The organism is Pseudomonas sp. AG1028, assembly GCF_007993955.1.
Taxonomy (GTDB): domain Bacteria; phylum Pseudomonadota; class Gammaproteobacteria; order Pseudomonadales; family Pseudomonadaceae; genus Aquipseudomonas; species Aquipseudomonas straminea.
In genome coordinates this window covers 279,381-295,794 of record NZ_VIVP01000006.1, presented here as the reverse complement: position 1 = coordinate 295,794, position 16,414 = coordinate 279,381, and the positions used below count along the sequence as shown (strand labels likewise).

At 63.2% G+C, this 16,414-nt stretch carries 17 protein-coding genes; 4 read left to right on the top strand and 13 right to left on the bottom strand.

What is annotated here, in order from left to right; translation table 11 throughout:
• Positions 1–75: 75 nt before the first annotated feature.
• The 3 genes from FB481_RS12185 to FB481_RS12175 form a co-directional block, all read right to left on the bottom strand.
• On the bottom strand, positions 76–1,782 hold the full coding sequence (locus tag FB481_RS12185; RefSeq protein WP_178109872.1) for a DEAD/DEAH box helicase: 1,707 nt from the start codon (positions 1,780–1,782) through the stop codon (positions 76–78).
• 295 nt (positions 1,783–2,077) lie between these two features.
• Entirely contained in the window at positions 2,078–2,476 is a 399-nt protein-coding gene (locus FB481_RS12180; protein WP_093501381.1) for an ester cyclase, read from the bottom strand.
• 342 nt (positions 2,477–2,818) lie between these two features.
• Positions 2,819–3,592 carry a spermidine synthase gene (locus FB481_RS12175; protein WP_372239565.1) on the bottom strand — a complete coding sequence of 258 codons (774 nt, stop codon included), beginning with the start codon at positions 3,590–3,592 and terminating at the stop codon, positions 2,819–2,821.
• A gap of 172 nt (positions 3,593–3,764) precedes the next feature.
• Between FB481_RS12175 and FB481_RS12170 the strand changes: the two genes are divergently transcribed.
• The 3 genes from FB481_RS12170 to FB481_RS12160 all read left to right on the top strand — a co-directional run bounded on the left by FB481_RS12170 (position 3,765) and on the right by FB481_RS12160 (position 6,197).
• Positions 3,765–5,111, top strand: coding sequence for a class II 3-deoxy-7-phosphoheptulonate synthase (locus FB481_RS12170; protein WP_147176539.1), 1,347 nt, complete (start codon positions 3,765–3,767; stop codon positions 5,109–5,111).
• A gap of 103 nt (positions 5,112–5,214) precedes the next feature.
• Entirely contained in the window at positions 5,215–5,382 is a 168-nt protein-coding gene (locus FB481_RS12165) for a DUF2897 family protein (RefSeq protein ID WP_093501385.1), read from the top strand.
• 59 nt (positions 5,383–5,441) lie between these two features.
• Positions 5,442–6,197, top strand: coding sequence for a CPBP family intramembrane glutamic endopeptidase (locus FB481_RS12160; RefSeq protein ID WP_147176538.1), 756 nt, complete (start codon positions 5,442–5,444; stop codon positions 6,195–6,197).
• Between the two features lie 14 nt (positions 6,198–6,211).
• On the opposite strand, the gene FB481_RS12155 is transcribed toward FB481_RS12160, so the two are convergent.
• The 8 genes from FB481_RS12155 to FB481_RS12120 all read right to left on the bottom strand — a co-directional run bounded on the left by FB481_RS12155 (position 6,212) and on the right by FB481_RS12120 (position 13,309).
• On the bottom strand, positions 6,212–6,739 hold the full coding sequence (locus FB481_RS12155; protein ID WP_147176537.1) for a hypothetical protein: 528 nt from the start codon (positions 6,737–6,739) through the stop codon (positions 6,212–6,214).
• A 110-nt stretch (positions 6,740–6,849) separates the two neighbouring features.
• Positions 6,850–7,398, bottom strand: coding sequence for a hypothetical protein (locus FB481_RS12150; protein WP_147176536.1), 549 nt, complete (start codon positions 7,396–7,398; stop codon positions 6,850–6,852).
• Positions 7,395–7,982 (bottom strand): RNA polymerase sigma factor, encoded by a 588-nt coding sequence (locus FB481_RS12145; RefSeq protein ID WP_093501396.1) that lies wholly within the window; start codon positions 7,980–7,982, stop codon positions 7,395–7,397. The genes FB481_RS12150 and FB481_RS12145 overlap by 4 nt, the downstream gene beginning before the upstream one ends.
• A gap of 2 nt (positions 7,983–7,984) precedes the next feature.
• Positions 7,985–9,643: a VWA domain-containing protein gene (locus tag FB481_RS12140; protein WP_147176535.1), complete on the bottom strand. Its 1,659-nt coding sequence runs from the start codon at positions 9,641–9,643 to the stop codon at positions 7,985–7,987.
• A gap of 83 nt (positions 9,644–9,726) precedes the next feature.
• Positions 9,727–11,157, bottom strand: a complete 1,431-nt coding sequence (locus tag FB481_RS12135) for a PLP-dependent aminotransferase family protein (protein WP_093501400.1) — start codon at positions 11,155–11,157, stop codon at positions 9,727–9,729.
• 152 nt (positions 11,158–11,309) lie between these two features.
• On the bottom strand, positions 11,310–12,119 hold the full coding sequence (locus FB481_RS12130; protein WP_147176534.1) for an OmpA family protein: 810 nt from the start codon (positions 12,117–12,119) through the stop codon (positions 11,310–11,312).
• The gene (locus FB481_RS12125; protein ID WP_093501404.1) at positions 12,116–12,469 is read right to left on the bottom strand and encodes a DUF4398 domain-containing protein; all 354 of its coding nucleotides are present in this window, start codon (positions 12,467–12,469) and stop codon (positions 12,116–12,118) included. Before FB481_RS12125 ends, FB481_RS12130 begins: the two co-directional genes overlap by 4 nt.
• A gap of 9 nt (positions 12,470–12,478) precedes the next feature.
• Positions 12,479–13,309 (bottom strand): ABC transporter substrate-binding protein, encoded by an 831-nt coding sequence (locus FB481_RS12120; protein WP_147176533.1) that lies wholly within the window; start codon positions 13,307–13,309, stop codon positions 12,479–12,481.
• Positions 13,310–13,406: 97 nt separating this feature from the next.
• Between FB481_RS12120 and FB481_RS12115 the strand changes: the two genes are divergently transcribed.
• Positions 13,407–14,372, top strand: a complete 966-nt coding sequence (locus FB481_RS12115; protein WP_147176532.1) for an alpha/beta fold hydrolase — start codon at positions 13,407–13,409, stop codon at positions 14,370–14,372.
• A gap of 63 nt (positions 14,373–14,435) precedes the next feature.
• On the opposite strand, the gene FB481_RS12110 is transcribed toward FB481_RS12115, so the two are convergent.
• Positions 14,436–15,365, bottom strand: a complete 930-nt coding sequence (locus FB481_RS12110) for an electron transfer flavoprotein subunit alpha/FixB family protein (RefSeq protein WP_147176531.1) — start codon at positions 15,363–15,365, stop codon at positions 14,436–14,438.
• The gene (locus tag FB481_RS12105; protein WP_147176530.1) at positions 15,365–16,114 is read right to left on the bottom strand and encodes an electron transfer flavoprotein subunit beta/FixA family protein; all 750 of its coding nucleotides are present in this window, start codon (positions 16,112–16,114) and stop codon (positions 15,365–15,367) included. The genes FB481_RS12110 and FB481_RS12105 overlap by 1 nt, the downstream gene beginning before the upstream one ends.
• Positions 16,115–16,414 lie beyond the last annotated feature (300 nt).

Sequence of the window (16,414 nt, the reverse complement as noted above, 5' to 3'; positions counted from 1 at the left end):
GACACGCGACGGTTCAGGTTCCAGAAACGACTCGGGGGAGCCCTTGGCTCCCCCGATTCAGTGCTGCATTGCGGATCAGTCTTCGCGGTAGCGACGCAGCTTCAGCGGCTTGCCGGCAACGCGGGTGTCCTTGAGCTTGCCGAGCAAGCGTTCCAAGCCCTCCTCCGGCAGCTCCACCAGGCTGAAGCTCTCGCGGATCTGGATACGGCCGATGGCTTCACGAGCCAGGCCGCCTTCGTTGAGAATAGCACCGAGCAGGTTCTTGGCAGCGATGCCATCACGGGCACCCAGGGCGGTGCGGCAGCGCGCACGACCTTCGGCCAGCGGCATCGGTGCACGACGTTCACGCGGCTCACCGCTGCGCTCGCCATCGCGCTCACGGCGCTCGCGGGGTGCACCACCGACGCCCGGCACCAGCGGCTGCTCGCGCTCGACGCTGGCCAGATCAAGAGCCTGGCCATTGGTGGCCTTCTTCAGCAGCGCAGCGGCCAGGGCACGCGGGCTGCAACCGATGTCGGCGGTCAGGCGGTCGAGCAGATCGCCATGACTGGCTTCGGCATCGGCCACCAGCGGGGCCAGGCTGTTGGTGAGCTTCTTGATGCGCGCATCCAGCACCTGCTGGGCATTGGGCAGCTTGACCTCGCCAACCTTCTGGCCGGTCACGCGCTCGATCACCTGCAGCATGCGGCGCTCGCGCGGGGTCACCAGCAGCAGCGCACGGCCATCGCGACCGGCACGGCCGGTACGACCGATACGGTGCACGTAGGACTCGGGGTCGTACGGCATGTCGACGTTGAACACGTGGGTGATGCGCGGCACGTCGATACCACGAGCGGCGACGTCAGTAGCCACGACGATGTCCAGACGGCCATCCTTGAGCGACTCGATGACGCGCTCACGCTGGTTCTGGGCGATGTCGCCGTTCAGCGCAGCGGCCTTGAAACCCTTGGCCTCCAGCGCCGCGGCCAGATCCAGAGTGGCCTGCTTGGTACGTACGAAGGCGATCAGCGCGTCGAATTCCTCGACTTCCAGCAGACGCAGCACGGCATTGGTCTTCTGATCGGCGTGGATCATCAAGTGCGCCTGCTCGATGCGCGAGACGGTCTGGGTCTTGGCAGCGATCTTGATGTGTTGCGGCTCGCGCAGGTGCTTCTCGGCGATGGCACGGATCGAGTGCGGCAGGGTCGCGGAGAACAATACGCTCTGGCGGCTTTCCGGCATGGCCTCGAAGATCACCTCGAGGTCATCCATGAAGCCCAGCTTGAGCATTTCGTCGGCTTCGTCGAGTACCAGATACTGGATGGTCGACAGCACTTTCTCGTCGCGACGCAGGTGATCGACCAGACGGCCCGGCGTAGCGACGATGACCTGTGCGCCCTGGCGAATGGCCTTGAGCTGCGGGCCCATCGGCGCGCCGCCGTAGACAGCGACCACGTTCAGGCCAGGCATCTGCTTGGAGTAGGTTTCGAAGGCGGTGGCAACCTGCAGGGCCAGCTCGCGAGTCGGGGCGAGAATCAGCGCCTGAGGCTCACGCTTGGCCGGGTCGATCTTCGACAGGATCGGCAGCGCGAAGGCGGCGGTCTTGCCGGTACCCGTCTGTGCCTGGCCGATCATGTCCTGACCGGAAAGAATTACCGGGATGGCTTGCGACTGAATGGGAGAAGGCTCTTCGTAGCCGACTGCGGTCAGGGCGGAGAGAATATTGGCGTGAAGGCCGAGTGCGGCGAAGCCGCCGGTTTCCTGGGTCATGGGTCTGCCTCTCGTGCATCCGCAAAGACCCATGTTCCAAAGCTGCACATGCCATGTAGGACCTTGTGGGTCACCCTGGCAGCAATGTAGGCGAGAATTTGCGAAGACTGTGGTGGTAATGAATCGTCAAGATAGCCCGCTTGGCGGACTGGCTGCCGGAAAGCTTCCGGGCGAGTTGCACTACTTGAACGGGGCCATGAATTGGCCGGCGCGTACTATACCGGAATTCATATAGACGTGTGCGCTTTTTCACACAATAAATAGGACAAAAGCAGGCGGCGGCCCCATTGCGACGCTATGCCGCAGCCGCCCGCCCCTGATCGATCAGTCAGGCTCTGCTAACCAGCTGCGCTTCGATCGCCACCTTGTCGACCACCGACCAGACCTCGGCGATTCTGTCGTCCCGGAAGGCGTAGAACACGTTCTCGCTGAAGGCCACCTTGCGGCCATGGACCGGCACATCGAGAAAGCGGCCTTTCGGGGTGCAGTGGAAATCCAGGCGGCTGGCAATCATCGAATCCTCGCAAGTCAGCAGGCGGATGTTGAACTGCAGATCGGGAATTTCCTGGAAGTCACGCTCGAGCATCTCGCGATAGCCGCTCAGCCCCAGACGCCGACCGTTGTGCACCACGTCATCGTGAACAAACTGCCCCAGGCTGGCCCAGTCCTGCCGGTTGAGGCAATCGATATAGGCGCGATACACCGAAGGTAGATCTTGATCGGTCATGACAGAGCTCCGTCGCAGTGGGCTTGAGAGTTCGCAGGCTCAGGTGATGCGCTGAGCCCTGCAAGGCTCTAAAAGGACAGCGTCGGTGGCAGTTAATTCCTGGCGAGGCTGAGGCGCCCTTGGAACCTATTCATAATCTTTCAGCCCAGGCTCCCCGATTCTGGCAGCCAAGTTTGGCAAAAGCAGACGGTAAATGCGTGATTTTGTGGGAGGGGCTTTAGCCCCGAGCTCTTTACTTACATTAATGAAAACTCGCGGCTAAAGCCGCTCCCACGCGATCGCTGGGCGGCCGCCTCTGCCTTGTAATTGCCGCTTCACGAGCATGGAGATCGTGAACAGCCCCTAGCTCGCCATGCGCACGGCATCGATCAACGGCTGCAGCGAATAGCCGAGCTGCGGCTGCAAGGCCTTAGCGCGCTGACTCACCGCCTCGCGGTCGAAATGCTGATCCAGATCAGCTGGCACCAACACCACCACATTGCCCTCCACCACCGGGCATTCCCAATAATGGCGGTGATAGAGACCGCGCAACAGTGCGGCGCCCAGCGGCTTGCCGTCATCGCCGGCCCACTGGTTGATAATCAGCCAGCCGCCGGGGTTGAGCTTGGCCCGGCAATCGTCGAGAAAGCGCCAGGCCAGGTGGCCGACACCGGGGCCGGTGTCGGTGTAGAGGTCGACGAAGATCAGATCCGCTGTTTCCGCGGTAGGCAGCAACTGCATGGCATCGCCAACGCGCACGGTCAGGCGCTCGTCGTCTTCCAGCCCCAGGTACTCCATGGCCAAACGCGGCACGTCAGAGCGCAGCTCGATGGTCTCGACATCGTCCAGCGGCAAAAAGCGCAGACAGGCCTGGGTCAGCGTGCCGGCGCCAAGGCCAAGAAACAGCGCACTTTCCGGCGCCTGGTGGCACAGCGCCCCGACGAACATGGCGCGGGTGTAGTCGTACTCCAGCCAGCTCGGATCAGCGGTGAACACGCAACTCTGTTCGATCGCCTCGCCGAATTCGAGAAAGCGGTATTCACCGACCTCGACCACACGGATCACCCCGAAGGCGTCGCGCACCTCGGCCAGCACCACTTCGTCCTTCATATCCTCCACCGGAGGCAAGCCAGGCATACGCAGATTCTCCACCATCGCGTTACCCGGCTGCCGCCGGGCTGGGCGCTGATTGTCGGCCATGGAGCACGCCGAGGTCACGTGCTAAATGCCCTGGGCACGAGCCGGGCGGCATGCTTGGTGTTGCGCAGTGATCGGTTACCATGGCCAATCGCCAACAAGAGATGTCGCCATGAGTCAGCCCTGGAGCCCCGATAGCTGGAGAAGCCGCCCCATCCAGCAACAACCTCAGTACCCGGACGCCGCGAAACTAGCCCAGGTCGAGCAGACCCTGGCGAGCTTTCCGCCCCTGGTGTTCGCCGGTGAGGCGCGCGAGCTGCGCAAGCAGTTCGCCGAGGTCACCCAGGGCCGCGCATTCCTGCTGCAGGGCGGCGACTGCGCCGAGAGCTTCGCCGAGTTCAGCGCCGCGAAGATCCGCGACACTTTCAAGGTGCTGCTGCAGATGGCCATCGTCATGACCTTCGCCGCCGGCTGCCCGGTGGTGAAGGTTGGCCGCATGGCCGGCCAGTTCGCCAAACCGCGCTCGGCCAATGACGAGACCCTCGACGGCGTCACCCTGCCTGCTTACCGCGGCGATATCGTCAACGGTATCGGCTTCGACGCGGCCAGCCGTGCGCCGGACCCGCAGCGCCTGCTGCAGGCCTACCACCAGTCCACCGCTTCGCTGAACCTGCTGCGCGCCTTCGCACAGGGCGGCTTCGCCGACCTGCATCAGGTGCATCAGTGGAACCTGGACTTCATCGCCAACTCGGCACTGGCCCAGAAGTACCACCAACTGGCCGACCGCATCGACGAAACCTTGGCCTTCATGCGTGCCTGCGGCATGGACAGCGCGGCCCAGGTGCGCGAGACCAGTTTCTTCACCGCCCACGAAGCCCTGCTGCTCAACTACGAAGAAGCCTTCGTACGCCGCGACAGCCTGACCGGCGACTTCTACGACTGCTCGGCGCACATGCTGTGGATCGGCGACCGCACCCGCCAGGTGGACGGCGCCCATGTGGAATTCCTGCGCGGCGTGGGCAACCCGATCGGCGTCAAGGTCGGCCCGAGCATGACCGACGAGGACCTGATCCGCCTGATCGACATCCTCAACCCGGATAACGACCCGGGTCGCCTCAACCTGATCGTGCGCATGGGCGCCGACAAGGTCGAGGCCGGCTTGCCACGGCTGATCCGCACCGTGCAACGCGAGGGTCGTCAGGTGCTGTGGGGCAGCGACCCGATGCACGGCAACACCATCAAGGCCTCGAGTGGCTACAAGACCCGGGATTTCGCGCAGATCCTCGCCGAGGTCAGGCAGTTCTTTGCCGTGCACCACGCCGAGGGCAGCTACGCCGGCGGCATCCATATCGAGATGACCGGCCAGGACGTGACCGAATGCATCGGCGGTGCCAAACCAATCACCGAGGCCGGCCTGTCGGATCGTTATCACACCCACTGCGATCCACGGATGAACGCCGACCAATCCTTGGAACTGGCATTTATGATCGCCGAAACCCTCAAGCAGGTGCGCCGCTGAGCGGCGCGTTAACCTGAACCAAGCGGTTCGGCCAAAGGTCTTCAGAACAGGGTTTCGAGAGAAGAAAACGGCGAAGCCCATCACCCGACAGAAGGAGTCGCACATGCCCTGGTATGCCTGGTTGATCCTGATTGTGGCGATCGGCTCCATCGTTGGTGGCCTGCTGATGCTGCGAGACAGTGCCAAGAAGTTGCCGCTCAGTGAGGAGCAGCTCAAACGCATTCACGAACGCGAAATCGAACAGAACGCCAAGGACGCACAAGATCGCTGATCACACCGCGCAAGCTGACCCTGCCGCGCTGTAAACTGCGCCTCCAGCCAGGAGGCGCAATGCCGCTAATTCCCCGCCTGTTACTACCCTGCTTCCCGCTTCTGGCGGGTGTTCTCATGGGCCATATCCAGCCCATCGGCCTGTTGCTCGCCTGCCTGTTCATCGCCCTGGTGCTGGCGCCAATGCGCCTGCCACAGTGGCTATGGAGCCTGCTGGTGATAGTCGCCAGCGTTCTGCTGGCGGCGCACCTGCTACCTGGCTTTGCACCATGGCAACTCGCCGAGCCGCAGCGCATAAGCGCCGATGCGCTGCCTTACCTGCTGAGACTGTCATGGGACAAGCTGCTGGTGGGTTGTACGCTGCTTGCCTGGTGGCTGGGCTTGCCGTCGAAACCGGCGCAACGGCCAACACTCTTGGCACCGATCTTTATCCTCACTCTGCTGGCGGTGCCGGGCCTGGCGCTGCTGTCGGGCGTGGTCGCCTGGCAGCCGAAATGGCCTGACATGCTCGGCGCCTGGCTGGCGGTCAACCTTGCCGTTGCCGTGCTGGCCGAGGAACTGCTGTTTCGTGGCATCTTGCAACCGCGCCTGATCGGCTGGCTGGGCATGTGGCCGGGACTGCTGGTGACGGCGCTGCTGTTCGGCGCCGTGCATATCCCCTTCAGCCCGACCTTTGCAGTCGTGGCCGCGGTTGCGGGTTTGGGTTATGGCTTGGCCATGCAGGTCAGTGGCAGGCTCAGCATGGCGATCGCCCTGCACGGGCAGGTCAACCTGCTGCACTTCACGCTGCTGAGCTATCCATTGCGGATCGACTGATACCCGGCACGCGGTTAGCGTCGGAACTCGAATTGCAGCTGAGCGCCCTCCACGCTGTCCCAGGTCTGGGAACCCAGCTCGCCGGTGAGCAGCTTGCCGCTGACCTGAAAGGGGTTGATCGAAGGCTTACGCTCCTCGAAAAACGCCGGAAGGATGGGTGCCACACCATCACTGGCAGCCTTGTCTTCAGCGTCCAGTGCGGCAGCAAGTTCGGGTGGCAGGCTCAGGTCCAACTTGGTCTTGGGTGCTTCATGGGCCATTTTTTGCGCTGGCTTGCTCTGCGCCTTGGCGCGCTGAGCGGTCTTTTTCGGCCCGGCAGGCGCCGGCTTCTGTGCCGCCTCGGTTTGCGGCTCGGCAGCCTGGGCTGGTGCGGCCTGTGGTGCTGGCGCGAGGCTCTGTTCGGCGGGTTTCGCAGGAGCCTTGGCGGGCTCGGCGGCTACTGCTGGCTCGGCGTTCTTGCGCGGCACATCCTTGCCCTGCTTATCGGAACCACAGGCACTCAGCAGCACGGCAAGACAAAGCGGCAGCAACAGATAACGCATCGAACTCCTCACCCCTGATTGATCACTCGGTAGCCCTTCATTCTAAAACGACTGTGCAATAACGCCAGCCAGTCTGCCGAATGGCAACACCGCCCGTCGTACAAACGCCCTCAGCGCTCGGGCAAACGCTGGAGCTCGGCCTCGATATCCAGCCCGGGATGTTCGGCCTGCAACTGCGCCTTGCGCCGCTCGGCCTCCTCACCCTCTCCAGCAGCGCGCAGCTCGGCAATTTCGCGCAGTTTCGCCAACACCTCGTCAGCTGGCGGTGCTGCCTTGGCGGCCATGCGCGCCATCAACCGTGGCGCCTCTGTCATCTCGGCCATCGGTGCCGGGCTCGGCGGTGCCTGCAGGGCCATGGGCGCCTGACGTTGCATCGCGGCGGCTGGTGCATCGTAGCGAGGCGGTGCCTGTTCCAACGTGCGCAAGCTCAGGCCAAGTCCCACGCCCAGCAGCGCCAGACACCCGAAGGCCGCCGACCAGCGCCCGCGCGTGGAGGCGCCACTCAGCGAGTGTCGTAGCCGCTGCCAGAAGCCCTGCGGCTGGCGTCGCTTGGCCGCATCGGCAGCAGCTGCCAGGATATGCGCATCCAACGCCGGCCTCGGCTCTGCGCGACTGTGCTCACTCACATGGCGTAGCAAGGCCTCGTCGTGATCGTTCATGGTGCTACCTCTTCAGCCGCGCTGAGCAAGCGGCGCATTTTCTGCAACGCATAACGCAGGCGACTTTTTACCGTTTCTGCCGGTGTGCGGGTCAACTCGGCAATCTCATGCAGTTCCAGGTCGCCATGGGCACGCAACAAGAACACTTCACGCTGTTCGGCCGGCAGGTCGGCGAGCGCTGCCTGGATGCGCGCCTGGTCCTGGCTGAGGCTGAGTTGCCGCTCGGGATCCGGCTCGTCGATGGCCTGGTCGTGCAGTTGCTCGTCGAACACCTCTTCGCGCTGCAGGCGTTTGCCCTGCTTGCGCCAGTGATCGATCAGGCGATTACGGGCGATCTGATACAACCAGGTCTTGAACAGCACCGCCGCTTCTCGCTGCACCGATTCGCTGCGAATCAGGCTCATCCAGGTTTCTTGGAACACTTCCTCGGCGACCGCCTGATCGCCGCACAAGCCCATCAGAAAGCGAAACAGCCCCAGGCGATGGCGCTCGTAGAGTTGCGTGAATGCTGCAGCGTCGCCGGCCCGGTAGCGACGCAACAGGTCGGCGTCGCCGGGCTCGGCATTGGAGGGATGGACAGTCACACTCACTCGGCTCCGGGGGTGCGGGAGTCGCCAGTTTGCAGGCTTTGCGCCAGTTCCACCAGTTGCACGAACTCGCTGCGCAGGCCGAACGGGTCTTCGCCACGACTGCCCCGCGCCAGCGCCGCGGTAGCCCCCCAATCGAAGCGACCGGTGTAACGACCACCGCTCAGTTGCTGGGCGAACGCGGCGACAGCGGCAGCGAAACGCAGATCCTCGCTGGCCTTGGCGATTGGCGTAATGGACGCGGGTGCTTCGATGGCGGTCTCCAGCAGTTGGCTGTCATTGCGCTCCGGTGCCTTGTAGCGAATACGCAACCAGGCCAGCTCACCTGAGCCCGTTGTAGACGATGGCGCCTGGCGGTAGCGCAGCGGCTCCAGCCAGCCCGGGTTACCGACCGGCACGATTTCGTAAAGCGCCGTGACACTGTGTCCGGCGCCGATATCGCCAGCATCGACCTTGTCGTTGGCGAAATCCTCACGATTCAGGGCACGGTTCTCATAACCGAGCAGGCGGTACTCGCTGACCTGGGCCGGGTTGAATTCGACCTGAATCTTCACATCCCGCGCCACCGTGGCCAGGGTCGAACTGAGCTGCTCGACCAGCACCTTGCGCGCCTCGCGCAGGTTGTCGATATAGGCATAGTTGCCGTCACCGGCGTCGGCCAGCTGCTCCATCAGTAGCTCGTTGTAGTTGCTCGTGCCGAAGCCCAGGGTAGTCAACGAGATGCCGGTCTTGCGCTTGTCGGCCGCCAGCGCCTTGAGGCTTTCGAAATCGCTGATGCCGACATTGAAGTCGCCATCGGTGGCCAGCAGGATGCGGTTGATGCCGCCCTTGATAAAGCCCTGCTGCGCCTGCTGATAAGCCAGCTGGATACCCGATTCCCCCGCCGTCGAACCACCCGCGCGCAATTGCTCGATCGCCGCGCGGATCTGCGCTTTTTGCGAACCTGCCGTCGGCTCCAGCACCACACTGGAATCGCCGGCGTAGATCACCAGCGAAACACGGTCCTGTGTACGCAACTGGTCCACCAACAGCTTCAGGGTGCTCTGCACCAGCGGCAGGCCGTCGGGGCGATCCATCGAGCCGGACACATCGACCAGAAACACCAGATTGGCGGCCGGCAGTTGGGCAGCCTGCATGTCGGAGGCCTTTATGGCGATGCGCAGCAGGCGGCTCTGGGAATTCCAGGGCGTGACCGCCAGCTCGGTGCCGACACCGAACGGCGTGCTGCCGGTGGGCAACGGATAAGCGTAGGGGAAGTAATTGACCAGTTCCTCCAAGCGCACCGCCTCGGCAGGTGGCAGGCGGCCTTCGTTGAGGAAGCGGCGCACGTTGGCGTAACTGCCGGTATCGACATCGATGCTGAAGGTCGACACCGGCGCCTCGGCAGCCGACTGCACGGGGTTGGCAGCCAAACGCTGATACTGTTCGCGGCTGGCTTCTGGTTGCGGCATGTACGCGTACTCGCGCGCTGCCGGTGCGGCCATGCGGGTCGTCATCGGCGCCGGGGCAATGGCTGGCGCAATGCGAGGCGCTTCAACGGTCTGTGCTGGCTTGGCTGCTGAGTCTTGCGAAGGATTCTGCCCGGCACTGCAAGCAACCAGCGACAGTACGATGCTGCCGGCGAGACTGTACGACACGAATTGGCAAAGGCTGCCCATGATGTTTCTCCTGGATCGAAAGAGCGCTTCTATCCAGTAGACGCAGGCCGCCGCCGATTCGGGTTAATGCGGCGCGAGCTGCCTCAGCTCGCCTCGTGGCACAGCTGGGTGGCCAGCATGCCCAGGGTCATAACGGCGCGCTCGGCCTCGCGGTTCCACGGGATGCCGCAGTTGATGCGTACACAGTGGTTGAACTGCTCGGTATTGCTGAAGATTAGCCCCGGCGCGATGCTGATGCCCTGCTGCAGCGCATTGATGTGAAGATCCTTGGTGTTGACCCGCGCCGGTAGGCTTACCCACAGAATAAATCCGCCGTTGGGCCGAGTGATCTGCGTGCCTTCGGGGAAGTACTGCTGGATGGCCAGCTGGAAGGCGCTGAGGTTCTTGCGGTACTCCTGACGGATATGTCGCAAATGGCGGTCGTAGCCGCCGTTCTCCAGGTAGGCAGCCACCGCCATCTGGGTGACGCTGCACGCAGAATGGGTGGTGAACATCTGCAGACGCTGCACTTCGTCGTGGTACTTGCCGGCGATGATCCAGCCGATGCGCACGCCGGGCGACAGGGTTTTCGAGAAACTCGAGCAGTACACCACGCGGCCTTCCAGATCGCTGGCCTTGAGCGCCTTGGTGCGGCCCTGCTCGAACATCAGCTCGCCATAGATGTCGTCCTCGACGATCTGGATGTCGAAGTCGCTGGCCAGGCGCAGCAACTGTTTCTGCCGGGCCTCGGGAATGGTGCCGCCCAGGGGATTGCTCAGCCGCGCGGTCAGCACCAGCGCCTTGATCGGCCACTGGCTGGCCGCCAGTTGCAGGGCCTCGACGCTGATCCCGGTGGTCGGGTCGCTGGGAATCTCGATGACCTTGAGGCCCAGCAGATCGGCCAGCTGCAGCAAGCCATAGTAGGTCGGCGACTCGGTGGCGATCAGGTCGCCGGGACGCGTCAGCACCCGCAGGCTCATCTGCAGGGCATCGACGCAACCGTGGGTGATCACTACCTCGGAAGGATCAACCAACACGCCGGCATCGCGCATGCGAATCGCCACCTGGCGGCGCAGCGGCTCGAAACCCGGGCTGAACATGTAGCTGAAGGCGCGCGGGCTCTGGAAACGGGTGACCTTGGCCAGTTGCTGGTGCAGTGCGCGTACCGGCAAATACTCCACGTGAGGCACTGCCGCGCCGAGCGGGAACACACCCTCGCGACGGGCCTCGCCGAGCACCTGGTTGATGATGCTGCTGCGCGTAACCAGACCGGGCCGCTCGACCCGGGCGATCTCCGGGGTTTCGGCTGTCAGCGCCGGCGTCTGGTGCACGTAGAAACCGGATTGCGGACGAGCGCGAATCAGCCCGAGGTCTTCAAGATTGGCGTAGGCCTGCAATACCGTGGCGTGGCTGACGCTGAGCTGGGCGCTCATCTTGCGCACCGAAGGTACGCGCTCGCCGGGCTGATAGACGCCGCGGCGGATGTCATCCGCCAGTTGCTGGGCAATTCGCTGGTAAAGCAACAGATTGGTCATGGCCGTGTGATCCCGCTACTGAACCATAACAGTACTCCATGAAATTGTTTCTGTACCGGTACAGCCCTGAAATATCTCGACGATACACTCATCTCAGAGGCAATAAAAAACCCCGCTCTGTTATTCAGTGGCGGGGTTTTTCGACAACTGACTCAGCGTGTGGCGCCCAGACGCCCCTGCTCGTCGGAGAACAGGATTTCTACGCGGCGGTTCTGCGCACGGCCCTTGGCCGAGGCGTTTTCGGCGACCGGGAAACTCTCACCGAAACCCTGAACTTCGATACGCTTGGCATCGACCCCCAAGTCGATCAATGCATCGGCAACGGTCTGCGCCCGCGCCCTGGAGAGTTCCAAGTTTTCCTCACGCTTGCCACTGCTGTCGCTGTAACCCTCGATACGCAAGGTGCGCCGCGGGTTGAGCTGGAGAAACTGCACCAGCTTGAGCACGGTGCGATTGGCGCTGCTCTTGAGGCGCGCCTCGCCGGCATCGAACAGCACGTCACCGAGGGTCATCACCAGGCCACGGTCGGTTTGCGCCGTGGCCAGGTTAATGATCTGCTCTTCCAACCAGGCATTCTGCTCCTGCACGCTGAGCAGCTTGGCCTCACGCAAGGCCAACTGCAGGCGCTGACGATCCAGTTCCAAACGCGCCGCGCGCTCCTGATCCAGAGCGAGCTTGGCGTGCTCGCGAGCGATCTCGCTGTAGCGTTGGCTCAGGTAGGCATAATGGGCCACGTCATCGGCGCTACCCCAGTAGTCAGCCAGGCGCTCGGCACGGCCCAGGGATTCGCCAGCGCGAATCACATCCTTGGGCGCGCTGCGCAGCACTTGTGGATCTTCCTTCACGGACTGAAAGCTGGTGCGGGCAGCCTCAAGCTCAGCCTGTTGTTTGTCTCCGAGCCCGGCACAACCGGCCAGGGTCAGGCCCATCAGCGCCAGCACGCCACCACGCAGCAGGCTCATGGCATGGCTCCCAGCTGGTCACGTAAGCGCCCGATACGGCGATTGAGTTCAGTCAGTTCGGCCTGGCTGCGCAGCGTCAGCACACGGGCCTCGGCCAGTCGCGCATCCAGCTCGGCCTGTTCGGCCTGCACACGGGCCGTGCGATAGGCGCCCGCAGCCATGGCGCCCTGGGCCTTGGCGAGCTTTTCTTCGGCCAGGCTCAGCTCGGCGACGGCGTCACCGGCAGCCACAGTACGTGCCTGCTCGACTTCCTGTTCGGTCAAACGCATCTGCTCGGTCGGCGCGGGATCGCTGGCACAACCCTGGAGCAACAGCAACGCCAAAGCGGCACTGGTATATCGATAGATCACGGGTACGTCCTACTGATTCGGAACACTGGCGGCCGGTGCGGGCTGTTGCTCCTTCCAGCGCTGCAAGTTGCGCTGCAGAAGGGTTTGCGGCATGCCGGCGGAAGTGAATTCTGTCATTTTTTTGGCCAGCTGTCCGCGCAGCCAGGCGTCGTTGCAGGCCGAGTTGTGCGACAGCGCCAGATGCAGGCCTTCGCTGGAGACCGGCGGGTCAAGCACCTGCAGATCGTCCTGCAGCCCCAGGGTCGAGGCCAGTGCCTGGCCGGGGTAGCGCTCGTAGATCACGTAATCGGTACGTTCGAGCATCAGCTTCTGGAACGCCTGGGTGAGGCTGGAAACGCCTTCCAGAGTCAGGTTGTCACGGGCATAGGCATCGAAGGCCTGGCCAAAGCTGTTATTGACCAGCGTATCGCCGGTGCGGCCTTGCAGATCGGCCCAGCTGGCATAGGGAAACTCATGGCCCTTGCGCACCCACACCACGCTTGGCGTGGAGAGAAAGGCCGGGTGCACAAAGTCCATGGTTTCCAGACGCGGTACGGTCACAAAGGCGCCAGCGAGCATGTCGACACGCCCGGCGCGTACTTCTTCCTGGGCTCGCGACCAGGGCCCGGCATAGATCACGTCAATGCCGACGCCAAGATCGGTGGCGACCGCCTTGAGCAGATCGACCGTCGCACCGATCAGCTTGTCCGGGTTCTGCGGATCACGCCACAAGTAAGGTGGATACTCTGGGTTGCCCGTGGCGACCAGTCGCTCACACTTGCCGGCGGCCTGCGCACCACCGGCCAGCAACATGGCGGCGCACGCCCAAAGCACAACCCTGCTAAAGCCTCGCTCACCCATTGGCATACTCTCGATTGCGATACGACCGGCGACCACCGGCCATAGATTCGTGACATGCTAGCTCATACGATCTCGATAATCAGCGATAAGACGCCGCATGAAGAAATTGATCCTTGCCGTATTGGTTCTCCTGACTGCCGCTGGCACCGCTCTGTACCTTTCACCAGCGGCGCAGCTGGCGGTCTATCAGGGCGTCGAGCAGTGGCGCGCCGGGCTGCACGCGCGCAGCATCAGCGTGAACGACCTCAAGGTCAGCTATTACGAAGGCGGCCCCCAGGGCGCCGAAACCGTACTGCTCGTTCACGGCTTCGGTGCCGACAAGAGCACCTGGCTGTGGTTCGCCCGGGACCTGACCGAGCGCTACCACGTCATCGCTGTGGACCTGCCCGGTTTCGGCGACAGCGACCGCCCCAACGGCAGCTATGACGTCGGCACCCAGACCGAACGCCTCGCCGCATTCGTCGACGCCCTGGGTATCCGCCGCCTGCACCTCGCCGGCCATTCCATGGGCGGGCATATCGCAGCGCTCTACGCAGCCCGCTATCCCGAACAGGTGACCAGCCTGGCGCTGATCGCCAACGCCGGGGTCACCGCGCCGCGGCGCAGCCCGTTCTTCCAGCGCCTCGAGGAACAGGGCGACAATCCGTTGCTGGTGGACAGTGAACCGCAATTCGACGAGCTGCTCGACTGGCTGTTCGTCGCCCCGCCACAGTTGCCCGAGCGCCTGCATCAGTACCTGGCGCAACGCGCCGTGGCGGACAGCGCGCACCAGCGCGAGGTCTTCGAGCACCTGCGCGACCGTTATGTGCCGCTGGAGCCGGAGCTGCCGAGAATCCAGGCTCCGACGCTGCTGCTGTGGGGCGATCAGGACCGCATCCTCGACGTGTCCAGCATCGAGGCCATGCAGCCGCTGCTCAAAGACGCCAGCGTGGTGATCATCAAGGGCTGCGGTCATGCGCCAATTCTCGAGCGCCCGCAGGAAAGCGCCGCCGACTACCTCAAGTTCATCGATCAGGCGAGCCTGCAGGCAGCCGAGGCCCGCAGGACGGCGCCAAGGCAATAGCGCGCTGCCAGCCAATAAAAAACCCGCTCGATGAGCGGGTTTTTCGTTGCGGGAAAAAGCAGGTCAGACCAGCTTTTCCAGCTCCGGTACGGCTTCGAACAGGTCAGCCACCAGGCCGTAGTCGGCGACTTGGAAGATCGGTGCCTCTTCATCCTTGTTGATCGCGACGATCACCTTGGAGTCCTTCATGCCCGCCAGGTGCTGGATGGCGCCGCTGATGCCGACCGCGATGTACAGCTGCGGCGCGACGATCTTGCCGGTCTGACCGACCTGCATGTCGTTGGGCACGAAGCCGGCGTCGACGGCTGCACGGGAAGCACCCACTGCCGCACCGAGCTTGTCGGCCAGGGTGTACAGATGCTTGAAGTTGTCGCCGTTCTGCATGCCACGACCGCCGGAAACGACGATCTTGGCGGCGGTCAGCTCCGGACGGTCGGACTTGGCGAGTTCTTCACCAACGAATGCCGACTTGCCGGCGTCGCCACCTGCCGAAACGTTCTCGATGGCAGCGGAGCCGCCTTCGGCCGCCACGGCGTCGAAGCCAGTAGCACGCACGGTGATGACTTTCAGGGCAGCCGACGACTGTACGGTCGCGATGGCGTTACCGGCATAGATCGGGCGCTTGAAGGTGTCCGGGCTTTCCACGGAAACGATCTCGGAGATCTGGTCGACGTCCAACTGCGCAGCGACACGCGGCAGGATGTTCTTGCCGTTGCTGGTAGCAGCAGCCAGCACGTGGCTGTAGCTCTTACCGAGCTCGGCAACCAGCGGCGCAACGTTTTCCGGCAGCTGATGAGCGAACGCAGCGTTGTCGGCAACCAGCACCTTGGCCACGCCAGCGATCTTGGCAGCGGCTTCGGCAACGGCGCCAACGCCCTGGCCGGCAACCAGCACATGGATGTCGCCACCGATCTTCTGGGCAGCGGCAACGGTGTTCAGCGTGGCAGGTGCCAGCACGGAATTGGTGTTTTCAGCGATTACCAGGATAGTCATCAGATCACCTTCGCTTCGGTTTTCAGTTTCTCGACCAGTTCGGCGACCGACTTGACCTTGATGCCAGCGCCACGTGCCGCAGGCGCTTCGACCTTGACGGTCTTAACGGTGGACGCGGTGGAAACGCCCAGCGCGTCAGGCGTCAGGGTTTCCAGCGGCTTCTTCTTGGCCTTCATGATGTTCGGCAGCGAGGCGTAGCGCGGCTCGTTCAGGCGCAGGTCGGTGGTGATGATGGCCGGCAGATTCAGAGCAACGGTCTGCAGACCGCCATCGATCTCACGGGTCACGTTGGCCTTGTCGCTATTGATCTCGACCTTGGAGGCGAAAGTGCCCTGGGCGTAGCCGGTCAGCGCGGCGAGCATCTGCCCGGTCTGGTTGTTGTCGCTGTCGATAGCCTGCTTGCCGAGAATGACCAGCTGCGGCTGCTCCTTATCGACTACGGCCTTGAGCAGCTTGGCGACAGCCAGGGAGTTCAGCTCGTCGGCGCACTCGACCAGGATGGCGCGATCAGCACCCAGCGCCAGAGCGGTACGCAGTTGCTCCTGGGCCTGGGTCGGGCCGATGGAAACCACCACGATCTCGCTGGCGACGCCCTTTTCTTTCAGGCGCACGGCTTCTTCAACGGCGATTTCACAGAAAGGGTTCATCGACATCTTGACGTTGGCAAGATCGACGCCACTATTGTCCGGTTTGACGCGAACCTTGACGTTGTAATCGACCACTCGTTTGACAGCTACAAGAACCTTCATGGATTCCTCGTTACTCTCCGGTGAATAGGAATGTCGCCAGAAGCGAGCATGCGGGTGATGCAGACAAGCAGGACGCGAGCGACCTTCAGCCCAGACGGCGAGCGCAAAACCGCCCGTATCTTGACCGTACGACCTAGCTCGGTCAATACGACTGGCTGCGAGCCATTCGTGTTGTAGCCGGATTCTAGCAGGCCTACAGAAAATTCAAACAAACGTTTGTATTGGCCCTGATCGGGGCTCGCTATATACTGCGCGAGCGTGCCTCGGGAAGGATGCCGGCCCGCCATGAAAATTAGAGAG